The organism is Glycomyces sp. NPDC048151 (genome assembly GCF_043202775.1).
Lineage (GTDB): Bacteria > Actinomycetota > Actinomycetes > Mycobacteriales > Micromonosporaceae > Glycomyces.
The window spans coordinates 45,637-60,952 of sequence record NZ_JBIDBB010000007.1 but is presented as its reverse complement, the minus strand read 5'-3'; the positions used below and the strand labels follow the sequence as shown (position 1 = coordinate 60,952).

At 70.6% G+C, this 15,316-nt stretch carries 11 protein-coding genes, 2 tRNA genes, 1 other RNA gene and 1 pseudogene; 4 read left to right on the top strand and 11 right to left on the bottom strand.

All coding sequences use genetic code 11. From position 1 onward, the window contains the following. Nucleotides 1-302: 302 nt before the first annotated feature. The 3 genes from recR to ACGGCP_RS17700 all read right to left on the bottom strand — a co-directional run bounded on the left by recR (nt 303) and on the right by ACGGCP_RS17700 (nt 3,859). A complete protein-coding gene (gene recR / locus ACGGCP_RS17710) occupies nt 303-899 on the bottom strand; it encodes a recombination mediator RecR (protein WP_392967375.1) in 597 nt (198 codons plus the stop codon). Nucleotides 900-1,112: 213 nt separating this feature from the next. Then, a complete protein-coding gene (locus ACGGCP_RS17705) occupies nt 1,113-1,451 on the bottom strand; it encodes a YbaB/EbfC family nucleoid-associated protein (protein ID WP_392968031.1) in 339 nt (112 codons plus the stop codon). A 398-nt stretch (nt 1,452-1,849) separates the two neighbouring features. Then, on the bottom strand, nt 1,850-3,859 hold the full coding sequence (locus ACGGCP_RS17700) for a DNA polymerase III subunit gamma and tau (protein ID WP_392967373.1): 2,010 nt from the start codon (nt 3,857-3,859) through the stop codon (nt 1,850-1,852). A gap of 246 nt (nt 3,860-4,105) precedes the next feature. Between ACGGCP_RS17700 and ACGGCP_RS17695 the strand changes: the two genes are divergently transcribed. Beyond that, entirely contained in the window at nt 4,106-5,584 is a 1,479-nt protein-coding gene (locus tag ACGGCP_RS17695) for an RICIN domain-containing protein (RefSeq protein ID WP_392967371.1), read from the top strand. A gap of 52 nt (nt 5,585-5,636) precedes the next feature. Here the strand turns inward: ACGGCP_RS17695 and ACGGCP_RS17690 are convergent, their stop codons facing one another. The 5 genes from ACGGCP_RS17690 to ACGGCP_RS17670 form a co-directional block, all read right to left on the bottom strand. Then, nucleotides 5,637-6,875, bottom strand: coding sequence for an ABC transporter permease (locus ACGGCP_RS17690; RefSeq protein ID WP_392968029.1), 1,239 nt, complete (start codon nt 6,873-6,875; stop codon nt 5,637-5,639). 132 nt (nt 6,876-7,007) lie between these two features. After that, nucleotides 7,008-7,685 carry an ABC transporter ATP-binding protein gene (locus ACGGCP_RS17685; RefSeq protein ID WP_392967369.1) on the bottom strand — a complete coding sequence of 226 codons (678 nt, stop codon included), beginning with the start codon at nt 7,683-7,685 and terminating at the stop codon, nt 7,008-7,010. Then, a complete protein-coding gene (locus ACGGCP_RS17680; protein WP_392967367.1) occupies nt 7,682-8,764 on the bottom strand; it encodes a peptidoglycan-binding protein in 1,083 nt (360 codons plus the stop codon). Before ACGGCP_RS17680 ends, ACGGCP_RS17685 begins: the two co-directional genes overlap by 4 nt. After that, entirely contained in the window at nt 8,764-9,324 is a 561-nt protein-coding gene (locus ACGGCP_RS17675) for a hypothetical protein (protein WP_392967365.1), read from the bottom strand. Before ACGGCP_RS17675 ends, ACGGCP_RS17680 begins: the two co-directional genes overlap by 1 nt. 117 nt (nt 9,325-9,441) lie before the next feature. Then, the gene (locus tag ACGGCP_RS17670; RefSeq protein WP_392967363.1) at nt 9,442-9,933 is read right to left on the bottom strand and encodes a hypothetical protein; all 492 of its coding nucleotides are present in this window, start codon (nt 9,931-9,933) and stop codon (nt 9,442-9,444) included. Nucleotides 9,934-10,063: 130 nt separating this feature from the next. Between ACGGCP_RS17670 and ACGGCP_RS17665 the strand changes: the two genes are divergently transcribed. Beyond that, nucleotides 10,064-10,720, top strand: coding sequence for a response regulator transcription factor (locus ACGGCP_RS17665; protein ID WP_392967361.1), 657 nt, complete (start codon nt 10,064-10,066; stop codon nt 10,718-10,720). Nucleotides 10,721-10,728: 8 nt separating this feature from the next. Next, on the top strand, nt 10,729-11,880 hold the full coding sequence (locus ACGGCP_RS17660) for a sensor histidine kinase (RefSeq protein WP_392967360.1): 1,152 nt from the start codon (nt 10,729-10,731) through the stop codon (nt 11,878-11,880). A gap of 53 nt (nt 11,881-11,933) precedes the next feature. Here the strand turns inward: ACGGCP_RS17660 and ACGGCP_RS17655 are convergent. Together ACGGCP_RS17655 and ffs are read right to left on the bottom strand one after the other, a co-directional pair. Further along, nucleotides 11,934-12,009, bottom strand: a tRNA-Thr gene (locus ACGGCP_RS17655). Continuing rightward, an RNA gene (gene ffs, locus ACGGCP_RS17650) (signal recognition particle sRNA small type) lies at nt 12,007-12,100 on the bottom strand. The genes ACGGCP_RS17655 and ffs overlap by 3 nt, the downstream gene beginning before the upstream one ends. Before the next feature lie 160 nt (nt 12,101-12,260). Here ffs and ACGGCP_RS17645 point away from each other — a divergent pair. Continuing rightward, a tRNA-Ser gene (locus ACGGCP_RS17645) sits at nt 12,261-12,348 on the top strand. Between the two features lie 256 nt (nt 12,349-12,604). Here ACGGCP_RS17645 and ACGGCP_RS17640 read toward each other — a convergent pair. Next, nucleotides 12,605-15,115: pseudogene (locus tag ACGGCP_RS17640) on the bottom strand (ATP-dependent Clp protease ATP-binding subunit); the annotation flags it as partial. Nucleotides 15,116-15,316: the final 201 nt, after the last annotated feature.

Below are 15,316 nucleotides of genomic sequence, written 5' to 3'. Positions count from 1 at the left end.
GGATCGCACCGAAGTGAAACCCGTTGCGCCCCAGCAAGACCCAAAATCACCAGGCGCGACCACGAGTAACGGACAGTACATCTGCCGACTACACCCGAAGCCGCCGAAGGCCTCCGTGCAACCCCGCGAGACTCCACCCGACCCGCCGCACAACCCGTTGAACCCAACTGGCCCCAACCCCGGCCGGCTCGACCCCGCCAGCCGCACAACCCGTTGAGCCCAACTGGACCAAGCCCGGCCCGACTCGACCCAGCTCGCTTACAACCCCGCCCGGCCCGACTCGACCTATCCCGGCCTATCCCCTAGTCGACATCCCGCCGACCGGAGAAGGCCCGGCCCAGCGTCACCTCGTCCGCATACTCCAGGTCACCCCCGACAGGCAGCCCGCTCGCCAAACGCGTCACCTTGAACCCCATGGGTTTCACCAGCATCGCCAGATAGGTAGCGGTCGCCTCGCCCTCGGTGTTCGGGTCCGTGGCGAGGATCAGCTCCTTGGTCTCTCCCTTTTGGAGTCGAATCATGAGCTGGCGGATACGCAGGTCGTCCGGGCCGATGCCCTCCAACGGGTTGATCGCACCCCCGAGCACGTGGTACCGGCCGCGGAACTCCCCGGTGCGCTCGATCGCCAGCACGTCCTTCGGCTCCTCGACGACGCAGATCAACGCCTCCGACCGGCGCGGGTCCCTGCAGATGCCGCACTGCTCCGCCTCGGTCACGTTCCCGCAGGTCTCGCAGAACCGCACCTGGGCCTTCACCCGCTCAAGCGCCGAGGTCAGACGCTCCACATCGGCGCTCTCAGACGCGAGCAGGTGAAAGGCCAGCCGCTGGGCGCTCTTCGGCCCGATGCCCGGGAGCTGCCCCAGCTCTTCGATGAGGTCGCCCAAAGCCCCGTCGTACAAGGATCTTCTCTTTCCTGCGGCTCGTTCGTGATCAATGTGAATGCGGTGCCCGCGATTGCGTAAGCCCGCCAAAGCCTTCCAGCCCCGCGAACCCCTGCTGCCAAGGCCCACTCCGAACCACGTGCCCGAGAGGCTGCTGCTTCTGTATTGCGGGAGTCTTCGCGCTACTTACCCGAGAGGCTTCTGTTTCTGCTGCTTGCGGGGGTCTTCGTGCTACATGCCCGGGAGGCCGAGGCCGCCGGTCATGCCGCCGAGGGCGTCGCCGAGCGGGCCCATCTTCTCGGCGGCGAGGCGCTTGGCGTCGGCGTTGGCGGCCTGGACCGCGGCGAGGATGAGGTCTTCGAGGGTCTCGACATCCTCGGGGTCGACCGCCTTCGGGTCGATCTTGACGCCCTTGAGTTCACCGTCACCCGTGACCGTGGCGCTCACGAGCCCGCCGCCGGCGGAGGCGGTGACTTCGGACTCGGCCAGCTCGGCTTGGGCCTGCATCATGTCGGCCTGCATCTGCTGCGCCTGCTGCAGCATCTTCTGCAGGTCTCCTCCTGCGAACATGTCCATGTCGCTCCTCGCTGTCGGCTCCGGGTCTCCTTGGTGTCCCGCCAGCCTATCCGTCTCGAGCGACATCCGTGATTGTGGCGGGCGGCCGGGCTGGTGTGTCCGGCCGCCCGCGCCTTGCTCCCGCGGGAGCGGAAGGGGTGGGCTGGCACCTGGCGGGGACCACGCGCGGCTGGACTGCCGCGCGTGACCTCGGTATGGCGACGTATCGCGATTCCCTCTTGTCGCCGCCATCCCGCCGGTGCCAGATGGCTTGGTGTCCGTTTCCGTTTTTGCTATCTACTACAACACGGCCGTAGTCAAGTGGCAACGGAAAGTTTTCTGCCTGTGGATAACTTTGGGCGGAGGCAGCGTTTGGGCAGGTCGTTGCCTGTGGATAACTTTGCGAGGGTTGTTCAGGCGATTTGCTTGGCGCTGAAGGCGGTCGTCAGGAGTTTGACGGCCTGCTCCTCGCTCGTGCCGAAGCCGCCGGGGGCCACCGGGTCGTCGGGGCTCGGCTCGTCGTAGTCGTCGGCCGGGGGCTCCTCGAAGGACTCCGCGGCGGGCGCAGGGGCCTGGCGAGACGGCGTGCTCTGCGGGCGGCCCGCGCTCTGCGGCATGGCGGGCGCGGTGCGGCTCGGCGCCGGGCTAGGCGCTGCTCCCGTCACCGCTTTTGGGAGGGTCCCGGCCTCCCCGACCTCGCACCGGATCTTCCAGCTGCCGCCGAGCACCTCGTTGAAGACGCCGACGACGATCCCGTAAGCGGGTTCCTTCTGCAGGTTCTCGGCGTGGAAGGCGTGCTTGAACGCGAGCACCACCTCGTTGTCGGAGGCGTCGGCGATCGTCGCGTCCTGCAGCAGCGCGGCAGTGGTGCGCTTCTTGTCCTTGACCGCCATCATGATCCGGTCCCATTGGCGCCGGATCGACGCAGCGGTCATGCCGCCCGCGTCGGCGGCCGGCGCGTATGCGGGCGCCTCCGGCTCAGGGGCCGGGACGGGTTCGGCGTCGGCCCAGTCGTCGGCGGGGGGAGCGGCGGGCGCTGCGGAAGGAGCTGGTGCGGCAGCGGGCACCGGGGCCTGCTGCGGCGGGTTTGCCTGCGCCGCTTCGTCTTCCCACGGCGGGACGGCGGCCGGGACGGGTTCGGCAGGTATCGCGGCCGGAGCAGGCGCGGGGGCCGCGGGTTCGGCCGTCCTCGCCAGCGCGGCGCGTGCGGCTGCGGCGCCGGTGGGGCTCGCGGTGTCGCGGGCGGGGGCGGCGAAGGCGGCTCCGGCGGCGCGTTGTTCGAGGGTTTCGAGGCGTTGGGTGAGTCCGGCCATGGATTCGTCGGAGCCGGGGAGGATGGCGCGGACGCAGGCGAGTTCGAGGAGGAGGCGTGGGGCGGTGGCGCCGCGCATGCCGGCGAGTCCGGCGGCGATGACTTCGGCCATGCGGGTGAGGGTGGAGGTGCCCATGCGGGTGGCTTGGCTGGTCATTTTGGCGAGTTGGTCGGCGGGGGCGTCGACGAGTCCGGTGGTGCCTGCGTCGGGGACTTGGTGGAGGACGATGAGGTCGCGGAGTCGTTCGAGGAGGTCGCCGGCGAAGCGGCGGGGGTCGTGGCCGCCTTCGGTGACGCGTTCGACGGTTTCCATGACGGCGCGGCCGTCGGCGGCGGCGAAGGCTTCGCACATTTCGTCGAGGAGGCCGGCGTCGGTGACGCCGAGGAGGCCGGCGGCGCGTTCGTAGGTGACGCCTTCGGGTCCGGCTCCGGCGATGAGCTGGTCGAGGACGGAGAGGGTGTCGCGGGCGGAGCCGCCCCCGGCGCGGACGACGAGGGGGAGGACGTCGTCGGCGACGGTGGCGCCTTCTTCGTCGCAGAGTTTGCGGCAGAGTTCGCGCATGGCGGGGGGCGGGATGAGGCGGAAGGGGTAGTGGTGGGTGCGGGAGCGGATGGTGGGGAGGACTTTGTCGGGTTCGGTGGTGGCGAAGATGAAGAGGACGTATTCGGGGGGTTCTTCGACGAGTTTGAGGAGGGCGTTGAAGCCTGCGGCGGTGACCATGTGGGCTTCGTCGATGATGTAGATCTTGAAGCGGGAGTCGACGGGGGCGAAGACGGCGCGTTCGCGCAGTTCGCGGGCGTCGTCGACGCCGCCGTGGCTGGCGGCGTCGATTTCGATGACGTCGACGGAGCCGTGGCCGTCGGCGGCGAGGGCTTTGCAGGATCGGCATTCGCCGCAGGGTTCGGGGGTGGGGCCTTGGGCGCAGTTGAGGGAGCGGGCGAGGATGCGGGCGGAGGAGGTCTTGCCGCAGCCGCGGGGGCCTGAGAAGAGGTAGGCGTGGTTGAGGCGGCCGGCGCGGATGGCGTTGATGAGGGGTTCGGTGACGTGTTCTTGGCCGACGACCTCGGCGAAGGTCTGCGGCCGGTATTTGCGGTACAGCGCGAGTGCCACGTCTTCCTCCTGCTGGCCGGGTGGTGCGTCTTTGTCAGGGTACGGCGTGGGTCCGACATGGGGCGGCTCGACCGGTGGAGTTGGTGTGGCGGGCACAGCGGGGGTGTGGTCTGGGTGCGGCGGGTGTCGTCTGGTGTCGCGAACTCGCTGTTTTCGGGCGTTCGGAGGGGTGGTCCCGCTCACGTGTAAGCGGTATCCTCAAACGGTAGCAAGACATTTAAACGTTTCAATTAAAGGAGTTCCCCCTTGCGCACTCCCGCTCCGCCCCGCCGCAGGCGAAGTCTCCTGCGGTGGCTCGCCGCCGCCCTCGTCACCGTCTGCACCGCCGCGGGCCTCACCGCCCTCACCGCCGCTCCGGCCGCCGCCGTCGAGACCAACGTCTGGTACCGGATCGTCAACGACCACTCCGGCCTCGCCGTCAGCATCGAGGGCGCGTCCGCCACCGCGGGCGCCAAAGCCGTCCTCGCCACCCCTTCCACCGCCACCAGCCAGCAGTTCCGTTTCGTGGACTCGGGCAGCGGCTACTACCGGATCCAAGCCCGGCACTCGAATCAGGTACTCGACGTCTACGCCAAGTCCACCGCGAACGGCGCCGACATCGTCCAGTGGTCCGACAACAACGGCACCAACCAGCAGTGGCAGGTCAACACCCAGTCCGACGGCAGCGTCGAACTCGTCAACCGCAACTCCGGCAAGGCCCTCGACAACTGGGAGTGGGCCACCACCGCGGGCAGCCGCGTCTCCCAGTACGACCGGAACAACCTCGAGTCCCAGCACTGGAAGCTCGTGCCCCTCGGCTCCACCGGCGCCGCCGGGAACGGCTCCCTCACCGACCCGAACGTCCAGTTCTACGGCCGCTGGGACCGCGACGACGCCACCTGGCACCAGATGGGCTGGGCCGGCGGCTACGTCGAGACCGCCTTCTCCGGCTCCTCCATCGGCGTGAAGCTCCGCAACACCATCGACATGTGGTACTCGATCAACGGCGGCGCCGAGACGTGGATGCGCGCGGTCTCGGGCAACGTCACCGTCAGAAGCGGCCTCTCCGGCACCCACACCATCCGCATCGGCTTCCGCGAGCGCGCCGGGTCCTACACCGGCGACCCGTCCTTCGGCGGGTTCATCCTCGCCTCCGGCGGCGCCACCAGCTCCACGGTCCGCCCGGCTACGCACATCGAGTTCATCGGCGACTCCATCACCGTCGGCCAGCCGAACGCGGACCGCCCCTTCTCGACCTACGCGTGGAACTCGGCCGAAGCGGTCGGCGCCTCCCACATGCAGGTCGCCGAAGGCGGCGCGTGCGTCTCCCCCACCGACTGCCGCGGCATGATGGACTGGTTCCTGCGCACCACCAACCAGGACGCCAACGACCTGTGGGAGTTCAACACCTACGAGACCGACATCGTCGTGATCAACCTGGGCACCAACAACAAGGTGACCGCCGCCCAGTTCCAGGCCGACTACATCACGCTCCTGCAGCGGGTCCGCCAGTCCTACCCGAACGCGGAGATCCTCGCGATGGGCGTCTTCCGCGAACGGCTGCTCACCGAAGTCCAGAACGCGGTCGCGAACCGGAACGCCGCGGGCGACGCGAAGGTCCACTACGTCGACACGCGCGGCTGGGTCGACCCGGCCACCGACACCAGCGACAACGTGCACCCGCACGACGCCGGGCACGCCAAGATCGCGGGCCTGCTCACACCGGTCCTGCGCCAGTACCTCTAGGCGCGCGGACGACGCGACGGCCGTCCCTCCCGGGGCGGCCGCCGCTCCTTTTCTATTGGGCCGCAAGGGCCTCCGTCGGCGAGAGGCGGGACGCCCGGATCGCCGGGTACAGGCCCGCGACCGCGCCGATGAACAGCGTCGCGCCCACGCCCCCGACACTCGCCCAGTACGGCACCACCGCCGGCCAGCCCTGCGACGACGCGTACCCCACGGTCACCGCCGTCCCGATGAGGACCCCGCCGAGGCCGCCGAGCGCACTCAGCAGCAGCGACTCCGCCAGGAACTGCACGCGGACCTGCCCGCGCGTCGCCCCCAGCGAACGGCGCAGCCCGATCTCACTGCGCCGCTCCAGCACCGAGATCACCATCGTGTTCGCGACCCCGACACCGCCGACGAGCAGCGCCACCGCGCCCAAGCCCAGCAGCATCCCGGTGAACGCGCTGTCCACCGCCTGCTGCGCCTCGAGCGCGTCCGAAGGCCGCGACACCGACATCTCGTCCGGCGCCGACGGATCCGCCGTCGCCGCCAGCACCCCCGCCACCTCGAGCACGTACGCGTCCTCAGCGCGCGTGTACACCGTCGTCGCATGCCCGTCGAACCCCAGATAGGACGCCGCGGCCTCCCAGCCGACCAGCGCCGTCAAGTCCAGCTCGGGGGCCAGCGCCACCGGTTCGAGCACGCCGACCACGGTGAACCACTGGCCGCCGATGTAGACGTCGACGCCCGCGCCGGTCACGCCGAGCTGCTCGGCCGCGCTCGCGCCGAGCACCACGGCCGGGTAGCGGGACGTGGCCTCGTTGAGCCAGACGCCGTCGGCGAGTTCGGCGCCGACCGCGTCGAGCAGGGCGAGTTCGGCGGCGCAGACGGTCATGCCGCCGCTCTGGCCCTCGGGGATGCGGTCGGTGCGGTACACGTTGACGTCGGGGACCTGGCCGACCGCGGCGACCTGCGTGACGGGTGCGATGCGGGCGATCATGGCGACGGCCTCGTACGGGAGGACGCCGACCTCGCCGCTCATCATCGACGTGCCCGGGGAGACCGTGAGGAGGTTCGTGCCGAGCGCGGCGAGCTGGCGGTCGAGTTCGGCGCGGCTGGAGGAGGAGATGCCGACGACCGCGATCATCGCCGCGATGCCGATCGCGATGCCCAGGGCCGAGAGCCACGCCCGGAGGGGGCGGGTGCGCAGGCCGGTGGCGCCGACGCGGAGGACGTCGCCGGGGTGCATGCGGGCGGCCCGCAGTGTCTTCGCGGAAGGCCCTGTGGCGGGTGCGGTGCGGCGCAGGGACCGCATCCTCGCGGAGCCCCTGGGCGGCTTGGTGTCCGCGGCCGTCTCGGCGGGTCCGGCCGGTGCGGCCTCGGGTTGGCCGGGGGCCGGTGGCGGCCACGGCGGGCGTTCGCCGGGTCCGTTCGGCGGGGCCGTCATTCAGACCACCTCCCCGTCGCGCATGGCGACCTGCCTGGGCAGGGACGCCGCGATGTCCTGGTCGTGGGTGATGACGACGACGGTGGTCCCGGCGTCGTGGAGTTCGTGCAGGAGCGCCATGACGCCCGAGCCGGACACGGAGTCGAGGTTCCCGGTCGGTTCGTCGGCGAGGAGCACCGCGGGTTCGCCGACGATGGCCCTGGCGACGGCGACCCGCTGGCGTTCGCCGCCGGAGAGCTCGTTCGGGAGGTGGTCGAGGCGGTGCGCGAGGCCGACGCGTTCGAGGGCCTGGGCGGCGCGGGCGCGGCGTTCGGGTCCGCGCCGCCCGGAGTAGAGGAGGCCGTCGGCGACGTTGTCGAGGACCTCTTGGCCGACGGCGAGGTGGAACTGCTGGAAGACGAAGCCGATCCTGGTGGCGCGCAGCGCTGACAGCTGCTTGTCCTTCAGGCGTGCGACGTCGAAGCCGTCGATGCGGACGGTCCCTTCGCTGGGCCGGTCGAGGGTGCCGATGAGGTGCAGCATCGTCGACTTGCCCGAACCGGACGGGCCGACGATCGCGCACATCTCGCCCGCGTCGATGCGGAGGGAGACGCCGCGCAGCGCCCTGACCCCGCCCGGGTAGGTCTTGGAGACGGCGTCGAGTTCGACCACCGGCCGTGCCTCGGCGGGGGCGGTCATGACGGCACCACGACGGCCATGCCCGCTTCCAGGCCTTCGCCGGTCACTTCGACCGAGCCGTCGGCGAAGAGGCCGGTGTCGACGGCGATGATCTCGGTCGTGTCCCCTGAGGCGATCTCGAGTCCGTAGCCGCCGCCGTTGAGGCCGAGCAGGGCCTCGACGGGGACGGTGAGGACGTCCTCGGCGGTGTCCCCGGCGAAGCCGACGTCGACGGCGGCCTGGTCCAGTCCGTCGAACACGGCCGGGTCGTCGGCGGTGACGGTCACCTCGAGGTACGTGGCGGCCTCAGCGTCGCCTTCCGCTTCGGACACGACGGTCTCGGCGTCGGCGACCGTGCCGGGCGCCTCGGTCCCGTCGGGGAGGGTGACCTGGACGGCTTCGCCGACGGTGACCAGCTCCTGGTCCTCCAGGTCGACGTCGACCGTGACGACCTTGCCCAGGCCCGTGTAGTCGAGGACGGGCGAGCCCGGCTGGGCCGGGTCGCCGGGTTCGACGCCGACGGTGTCGACGCGGACCTCACCGGGGGCGTAGACGACCTGGCCGAGTTCCACGATTCCGGTCTCGGTCAGGCCGAGATCGTCCTGCCAGTCCTCGAGGGCGGCCGCCGTCGCGTCCGTGTACTCGTCGTCGACGGTGAACCCGTCGTAGCCGAGCGCCGCGAGGTTCTCCTCGAACTGCTCGACGTCGGCGCCTTCGGAGCCGGACGCGAGGGTCCGGTAGGCGGGCAGGCCGCCGTAGAGGAGGGTGACCGGCTGGTCGTCGACGGCGTAGAGTTCGCCGCCTCGGCCGATCACGTCGCCCGCGCCCGGCAGGGCCGTGAACGTTCCCGACCGCAGGCAGTCGAGGCCGATCACGTCGCCGTAGCCGAGGTCGCCGGTGGCCGTGACGGTCTCGGTGAGGGTCTGCCGGACGACCTCGGCGGTCGCCGGAGTCTCCTGCGTCGCCTCGGCCTCGACCTCCTGGAAGAACGCGCGCGGGTCGAACCCGAGCGCGGCCGCGGCGGCCCCCGCGGCGGCGACCGCCACGGCGGTCACGGCCAGGGCCCTGGCGGCGCCGCCCTTGCGGCGCTGGCGGGACATCACTCGTCCTCGCTGTCGTTCTGGGGGCCTTCGCCGCGTTCGGGGCGCAGTTCGGCGCAGGCCTCGTCGGCCGCCTGGAACTCCTCGGACTCGGGGTCGAAGCCCATGTCGCCGTTCATCATGATGCCGCCGTTCGGCTGCGGGTCGGGGAAGTCGGGGACGCCGTTCTCGCGCATGCACGCCGCGTAGTCCAGGAGCGCCTCGTAGATCTCGGGGTCGATGGTCGCGCCCTCCTCCGGCCCGGGCTGGAGGTCCTCGCAGGCCTCTTCGGCCGCTTTGAACTCCTCGGACTCGGGGTCGATGCCCTGGGGGAGGCCGAGGCGGACGCCCTCGCCGTCCTGCTCGGGGTCGGGGAAGTCCGGGACGCCGTTCTCGCGCATGCACGCCGAGTACGCCAGGGCCTCCTCGAAGCCGTCCAGTTCCTCGCCGCCGTCTTCGGACGCGGTCTCGGTGGCGGTGCCGCCGACGTCGGCCACCCCGCCGCCGCCGTCGTCGTCGCTGCAGGCGGCCGCCGAGAGGGCCAGGAGGCCCAGGAGGAGTGCGATCGTGTGTCGCCGCATGGATGTTCGTCCTTTCATCGCCGCCGGGGAGGTCCCGGCGGCAGCACCAGTACAGTCGCGGCGGCGTTGCCCGGCCGTAAGCCGCGGCGGCAACGCCCCGGCAACGCCGCCGCCCGGTCAGGCCCCGTCGTGAAGGGCCCCGTCGTCGGGCCGCTCGTCCTCGCACGCGTCGAGGGCGGCCTGGTAGTCGTCGCTGTCAGGGTCGATGCCGAGCTCGTCGAAACGGACGTTGAGGCCGTCCTCCTCGGGGTCGGGGAACTGGTCGATACCGGCTTCGCGCATGCATTCGGCGTAGTCGAGGAGCGCGGCGTAGGCGTCGGCGTCGACCATGTCCTCGGCGGCCGGGCCCGGCATGTACTGCTCGCACGCTTCGGCGGCGGCCTCGAACGCGTCGCTCTCGGGGTCGATCCCCTCGGGCAGTTGGAGGCCGCCACCGCCCTCGTGCTCCTCAGGGTCGGGGAAGTCCGCGATGCCGTTGTCCCGCATGCACTCCGAATACTCGAGTGCTTTCGCGAGCTCCGCTTCCTGCTCGCCCTGCGGGTCGTCGGCGGTGCAAGCGGCCGCGGCCAGCGCGAGCAGGGTCAGGAGGGCGGGAAGATGATGGCGCATGGGGGGTGCTCCGTTCTCACGCGGCCGGGCCGGTCCCGGCCGCCCCTCCAGTGGACCCGCCGGGGTGTTGCGCGGCCGTCGACCGGATCGGCAATGCCGGAGCAACAACGGGCGGGCCATGATGGAGGGCATGAGGATCCTGGTGGTGGAGGACGAGCCGCTGCTCGCCGACGCCGTGGCCGAATGGCTGCGGGGCGAGGCGCACGCGGTCGACGTCGCGTTCGACGGGGACGCCGCGCTCGAACGGCTCGGCGTCAACGACTACGACGTGGTCGTGCTCGACCGGGACCTGCCCGGCGTGCACGGCGACCAGGTGTGCCGGACGATCAGCGCCGGGTACGGGGAGACGCGGGTGCTCATGCTCACCGCCGCCGCCGACGTCGACGACCGCGTCACCGGGCTCGCGCTCGGCGCCGACGACTACCTGCCGAAACCGTTCGCGTTCCGGGAGCTCGCCGCCCGGGTCGCGGCCCTGGGGCGGCGGGCGCGCCCCGCCGCGCCCCCGGTGCTCGCGCGCGGCGGCATCACGCTCGACACGCACCTGCACCAGGTGTTCCGCGACGGCCGGTACGTGCCGTTGTCCCGCAAGGAGTTCGCGGTCCTCGCCGAACTGCTGCGCGCCGACGGCGCGCCGGTCTCGGCCGAGCAGCTCCTGGAGAAGGCCTGGGACGAGCACACCGACCCGTTCACGCAGGCCGTGCGCATGACCATCCTCAAACTGAGGCGCAAACTCGGCGAGCCGCCGGTGGTCCTCACGGTCCCGGGAGTGGGGTACCACCTGAAATGAGATCGCCTGTGCGCCTGACGCTCCGCGCCCGCCTCACGCTCGTCTACGGCGGCCTGTTCGTGCTCGGCGGGATGCTGCTGCTGTTCCTCACGTACAGCCTCGTCGCGAACGCCGTGCCCGGCACCGGCGGGGACACGAACGAGCTCCAGTCGTCGGTCAGCGGCATGGAGCCGCTCCCCGAAGACGCGGTCCTCACCGAGAGCCGCCGGATCGTCATGGTCGGCGAGGTGTGGGGGGAGGCGCTCGGGGAGATCACCAACCAGGGCGTCCTCGCGCTGTTCCTCGTCAGCCTCGCCACCATCGCGCTCGGGTGGTTCATCGCCGGGCGCATGCTCCGCCCCCTCCAGCACGTCACCGACACCGCCGCGCAGATCGCCGAGTCCCCCGCCGCCGACAAGGGCCTGCACCAGCGGATCAGGATCAGCGGGCCGCGCGACGAGCTCCGTGAACTCGCCGAGACGTTCAACCGCATGCTCGAACGGCTCGACCAGTCCTTCGACGGCCAGCGCGCGTTCATCTCCAACGCCTCCCACGAGCTGCGCACCCCGCTGACGGTGACGCGGGCGCTCCTGGAGGTGGCCGTGCACCGGCGGGACGCGTCGGCGGACGTGCGGCTGCTGGGCGAGACGCTGCTGGAGGTGAACAGTCGGCATGAGCGGCTCATCGACGGGCTGCTGCTGCTCATGCGCTCCGACCGCGAGCTCACCGATCGCTCTTATGTGGATCTTGCGGACGTGGCGGTGCATGTGGTCGCGCAGACGCCGTCCGGGGAGGTGACGGTGACCGCCGACTGCGAGGAGGCGCCCGCGCTCGGCGACCCGGTGCTTTTGGAGCGCCTGGTCCAGAACCTGGTGGAGAACGCGGTCCGGTACAACACGGGCGAGGACGGCTGGGTGCGGGTCGCGACGCGCCGCGACGGCGCCGCCTCGGTCCTGGAGGTCGCCAACTCCGGGCCGGTCGTGCCCGCGTTCGAGGTCGAGGGCCTGTTCGAGCCGTTCCGGCGGCTCGGCACCGAACGCCTCGCGACAGCCTCGAAAGGCGCCGGGCTCGGCCTGTCGATCGTGCGGGCGATCGCGAAGGCCCACGGCGGCGAGGCGGCGGCCGTCGCCCGCCCCGAGGGCGGCCTGGTCGTGACGGTGCACCTCCCCGCGGCCGACTGACCGCACGGGCTGGATACGACGAAGGCCCCGGCCGGAGCCGGGGCCTTTCGTGTTGGAGCCGCCTGACGGAATCGAACCGTCGACCTTGTTATTACGAGTAACACGCTCTGCCGACTGAGCTAAGGCGGCTGGGTCTCCCACGCACCCGACAGAGCCCGCTTATCCTTGCTGCCTTCCGGCCCTGGGGAGGTTCACAAGATGACGCCGCATGGGAGACGGGGAACAGACTACCGCACTCCGCCGCCGTTGCCGAACCGGGAGCGCCCTCACGGTCGCCGGCGTCACGACTCGACACGCTTTCCGAGCGTGCGCAGTGCAACGCAGGTCACCCCAGGGAACCCGCTTGGCGGGCGTTCGGAGCGTCCAGTAAAGTGCTCTGCGGAGGATTCGCATAGTGGCCTAGTGCGCACGCTTGGAAAGCGTGTTGAGTGAAAGCTCTCAGGGGTTCGAATCCCCTATCCTCCGCCACTGGCGAGAGAAGGAAGCCGGAGCACCCGCTCCGGCTTTTTTCGTGCCCGAAGGCGGACGCGGGCAGTGCTCGGCGCTGGGGCGGGCCGGGGACGATGAACGGGGCGGGACCTTTCGGTCCCGCCCCGTTCATCGTCTTACGGCAGTGCCGCTAGGCGGCGCCGCCCTGGCCGACCTGGCCGCCGCGCGGCCCGGCGCCCGGGCTCTTCGGCGGCATGGTCCCCGTGCCCGCACCCGGGCTCTTCGGGGCCCGCTCGCCGGCGAGCTCGGCCGGAGGCGTGTCCGGCACGCCCGCGGGCTTGTCGGCGCCGCGGAACGTCAGGTGCGTCTTCTCGACGTCCTTCGGGTCCCCGTCGACGTCCACGATCACGATCTGACCCGCCGTGAACTCGTTGAAGAGGATCTTCTCCGAGAGCGTGTCCTCGATCTCGCGCTGGATCGTGCGACGCAGCGGCCGCGCGCCCATGACCGGGTCGTAGCCCTTGTGGCCCAGGTACAGCTTCGCGTTGTCCGTGAGCTCCAGGGCCATGTCGCGGTTCGCGAGCTGGTCCTCGATGCGCTTGACCATGAGGTCGACGATCGCGACGATCGCCTCCTGCGTGTGCTTCGGGAACACGATCGTGTCGTCGATGCGGTTCAGGAACTCGGGGCGGAAGTGGTTCTTCAGCTCCTCCGAGACCTTCTCCTTCATCCGGTCGTAGTCGCCGCCCTCGGACGCGTCCGCCTGGAAGCCCAGCGACACGGCCTTGCCGACGTCCTTCGTGCCGAGGTTCGTCGTCAGGATCAGCACCGTGTTCTTGAAGTCCACGATGCGGCCCTGGCCGTCCGTCAGACGCCCGTCCTCGAGGATCTGCAGGAGCGTGTTGAACACGTCCGGGTGGGCCTTCTCGATCTCGTCGAACAGGACCACCGAGAACGGCTTGCGGCGCACCTTCTCGGTGAGCTGCCCGCCCTCGTCGTACCCGACGTACCCGGGAGGCGCGCCGACGAGGCGCGACACCGTGTACCGGTCGTGGAACTCGGACATGTCCAGCTGGATCAGCGAGTCCTCGGAGCCGAACAGGAACTCCGCGAGCGCCTTCGCCAGCTCGGTCTTGCCCACACCGGACGGGCCGGCGAAGATGAACGAGCCCGACGGGCGCTTCGGGTCCTTGAGCCCGGCGCGAGTACGGCGGATCGCCTTGGAGACGGCCTTGACCGCGTCCTCCTGGCCGATGATGCGCTTGTGGAGCTCCTCCTCCATGCGCAGCAGGCGGGAGGTCTCCTCCTCGGTCAGCTTGTAGACCGGGATGCCGGTCCAGTTCGCGAGGACCTCGGAGATCATCTCCTCGTCGACCTCGGTGACCTGGTCCAGGTCGCCGGCCTTCCACTCCTGCTCGCGCTTGGCGCGCTTCTCGTGGAGGCGCTTCTCGGTGTCGCGCAGGCGCGCGGCGGCCTCGAAGTCCTGGGCGTCGATCGCCGACTCCTTCTGGCGGCGCGTCTCGGCGATCTCCTCGTCGATCTCGCGCAGGTCCGGCGGTGCGGTCATCCGGCGGATGCGCATGCGCGCGCCCGCCTCGTCGATGAGGTCGATCGCCTTGTCCGGCAGGAAGCGGTCCGAGATGTACCGGTCGGCGAGCGTCGCCGCCTGCACCAGGGCGCCGTCCGTGATGGACACGCGGTGGTGCGCCTCGTAGCGGTCCCGCAGGCCCTTGAGGATCTCGATGGTGTGCGCCAGCGACGGCTCGGCCACCTGGATCGGCTGGAAGCGGCGCTCGAGCGCGGCGTCCTTCTCGAGGTACTTGCGGTACTCGTCGAGCGTGGTCGCGCCGATCGTCTGCAGCTCGCCGCGGGCCAGCATGGGCTTGAGGATCGAGGCCGCGTCGATCGCGCCCTCGGCCGCGCCCGCCCCGACGAGCGTGTGGATCTCGTCGATGAACAGGATGATGTCGCCGCGGGTCTTGATCTCCTTGAGGACCTTCTTCAGGCGCTCCTCGAAGTCGCCGCGGTAGCGCGAACCGGCCACCAGCGCGCCCAGGTCAAGCGTGTACAGCTGCTTGTCCTTCAGCGTCTCGGGGACCTCGCCCTTGTTGATGGCCTGCGCCAGGCCCTCGACGGCGGCGGTCTTGCCGACGCCGGGCTCGCCGATGAGCACCGGGTTGTTCTTGGTGCGGCGGCTCAAGACCTGCATGACGCGTTCGATCTCGCGCTGGCGCCCGATCACGGGGTCGAGCTTGCCGTCGCGCGCGGACTGCGTCAGGTTGCGGCCGAACTGGTCGAGCACGAGCGAACCGGACTGCTGCGCCTCCTGGGAGGTGCCGCCGGCGGTCGCGCCCGCGGGCTCCTTGCCCTGGTAGCCCGACAGGAGCTGCAGGACCTGCTGGCGCACGCGGTTGAGGTCCGCGCCGAGCTTGATGAGGACCTGGGCGGCCACGCCCTCGCCCTCGCGGATGAGGCCGAGCAGGATGTGCTCGGTGCCGATGTAGTTGTGGCCCAGCTGCAGCGCCTCGCGCAGGCTCAGCTCCAGCACCTTCTTCGCCCGCGGGGTGAAGGGGATGTGCCCGGACGGGGCCTGCTGGCCCTGGCCGATGATCTCCTCGACCTGCTGGCGGACGCCTTCGAGGGAGATGCCCAGGCTCTCCAGGGCCTTCGCCGCCACGCCCTCGCCCTCGTGGATGAGGCCGAGCAGGATGTGTTCCGTGCCGATGTAGTTGTGGTTGAGCATCCTGGCTTCTTCTTGAGCCAAGACGACCACGCGTCGGGCACGGTCCGTAAACCGTTCAAACATGCGCTTCTGCTCCTCGCGTCCGCCGCTACTTGTCGTCGTTACTGGTCGTGGCTTGCAAAACCCTGTGGGTACACCTTATCTCCCGGGTCTGCGGACGACGGGTGCCACGTGGGTGACAACAAGCGTGCCCCTTCGACCATTCCCGGTGATAACAGGTTCGCTGTGAGCGCAATACCCGCCGCTCCGGGGCGGCAATCCAAT

Bases quoted from the DNA above. Each gene is read 5' to 3' on its own strand.
- ACGGCP_RS17680 (WP_392967367.1), bottom strand. From the start codon at position 8,764: ATGTCCCGCCAGCGCCGCAAGGGCGGCGCCGCCAGGGCCCTGGCCGTG.
- ACGGCP_RS17675 (WP_392967365.1), bottom strand. From the start codon at position 9,324: ATGCGGCGACACACGATCGCACTCCTCCTGGGCCTCCTGGCCCTCTCG.
- ACGGCP_RS17690 (WP_392968029.1), bottom strand. From the start codon at position 6,875: ATGCGGTCCCTGCGCCGCACCGCACCCGCCACAGGGCCTTCCGCGAAG.
- ACGGCP_RS17705 (WP_392968031.1), bottom strand. From the start codon at position 1,451: ATGTTCGCAGGAGGAGACCTGCAGAAGATGCTGCAGCAGGCGCAGCAG.
- ACGGCP_RS17685 (WP_392967369.1), bottom strand. From the start codon at position 7,685: ATGACCGCCCCCGCCGAGGCACGGCCGGTGGTCGAACTCGACGCCGTC.
- ACGGCP_RS17670 (WP_392967363.1), bottom strand. From the start codon at position 9,933: ATGCGCCATCATCTTCCCGCCCTCCTGACCCTGCTCGCGCTGGCCGCG.
- ACGGCP_RS17665 (WP_392967361.1), top strand. From the start codon at position 10,064: ATGAGGATCCTGGTGGTGGAGGACGAGCCGCTGCTCGCCGACGCCGTG.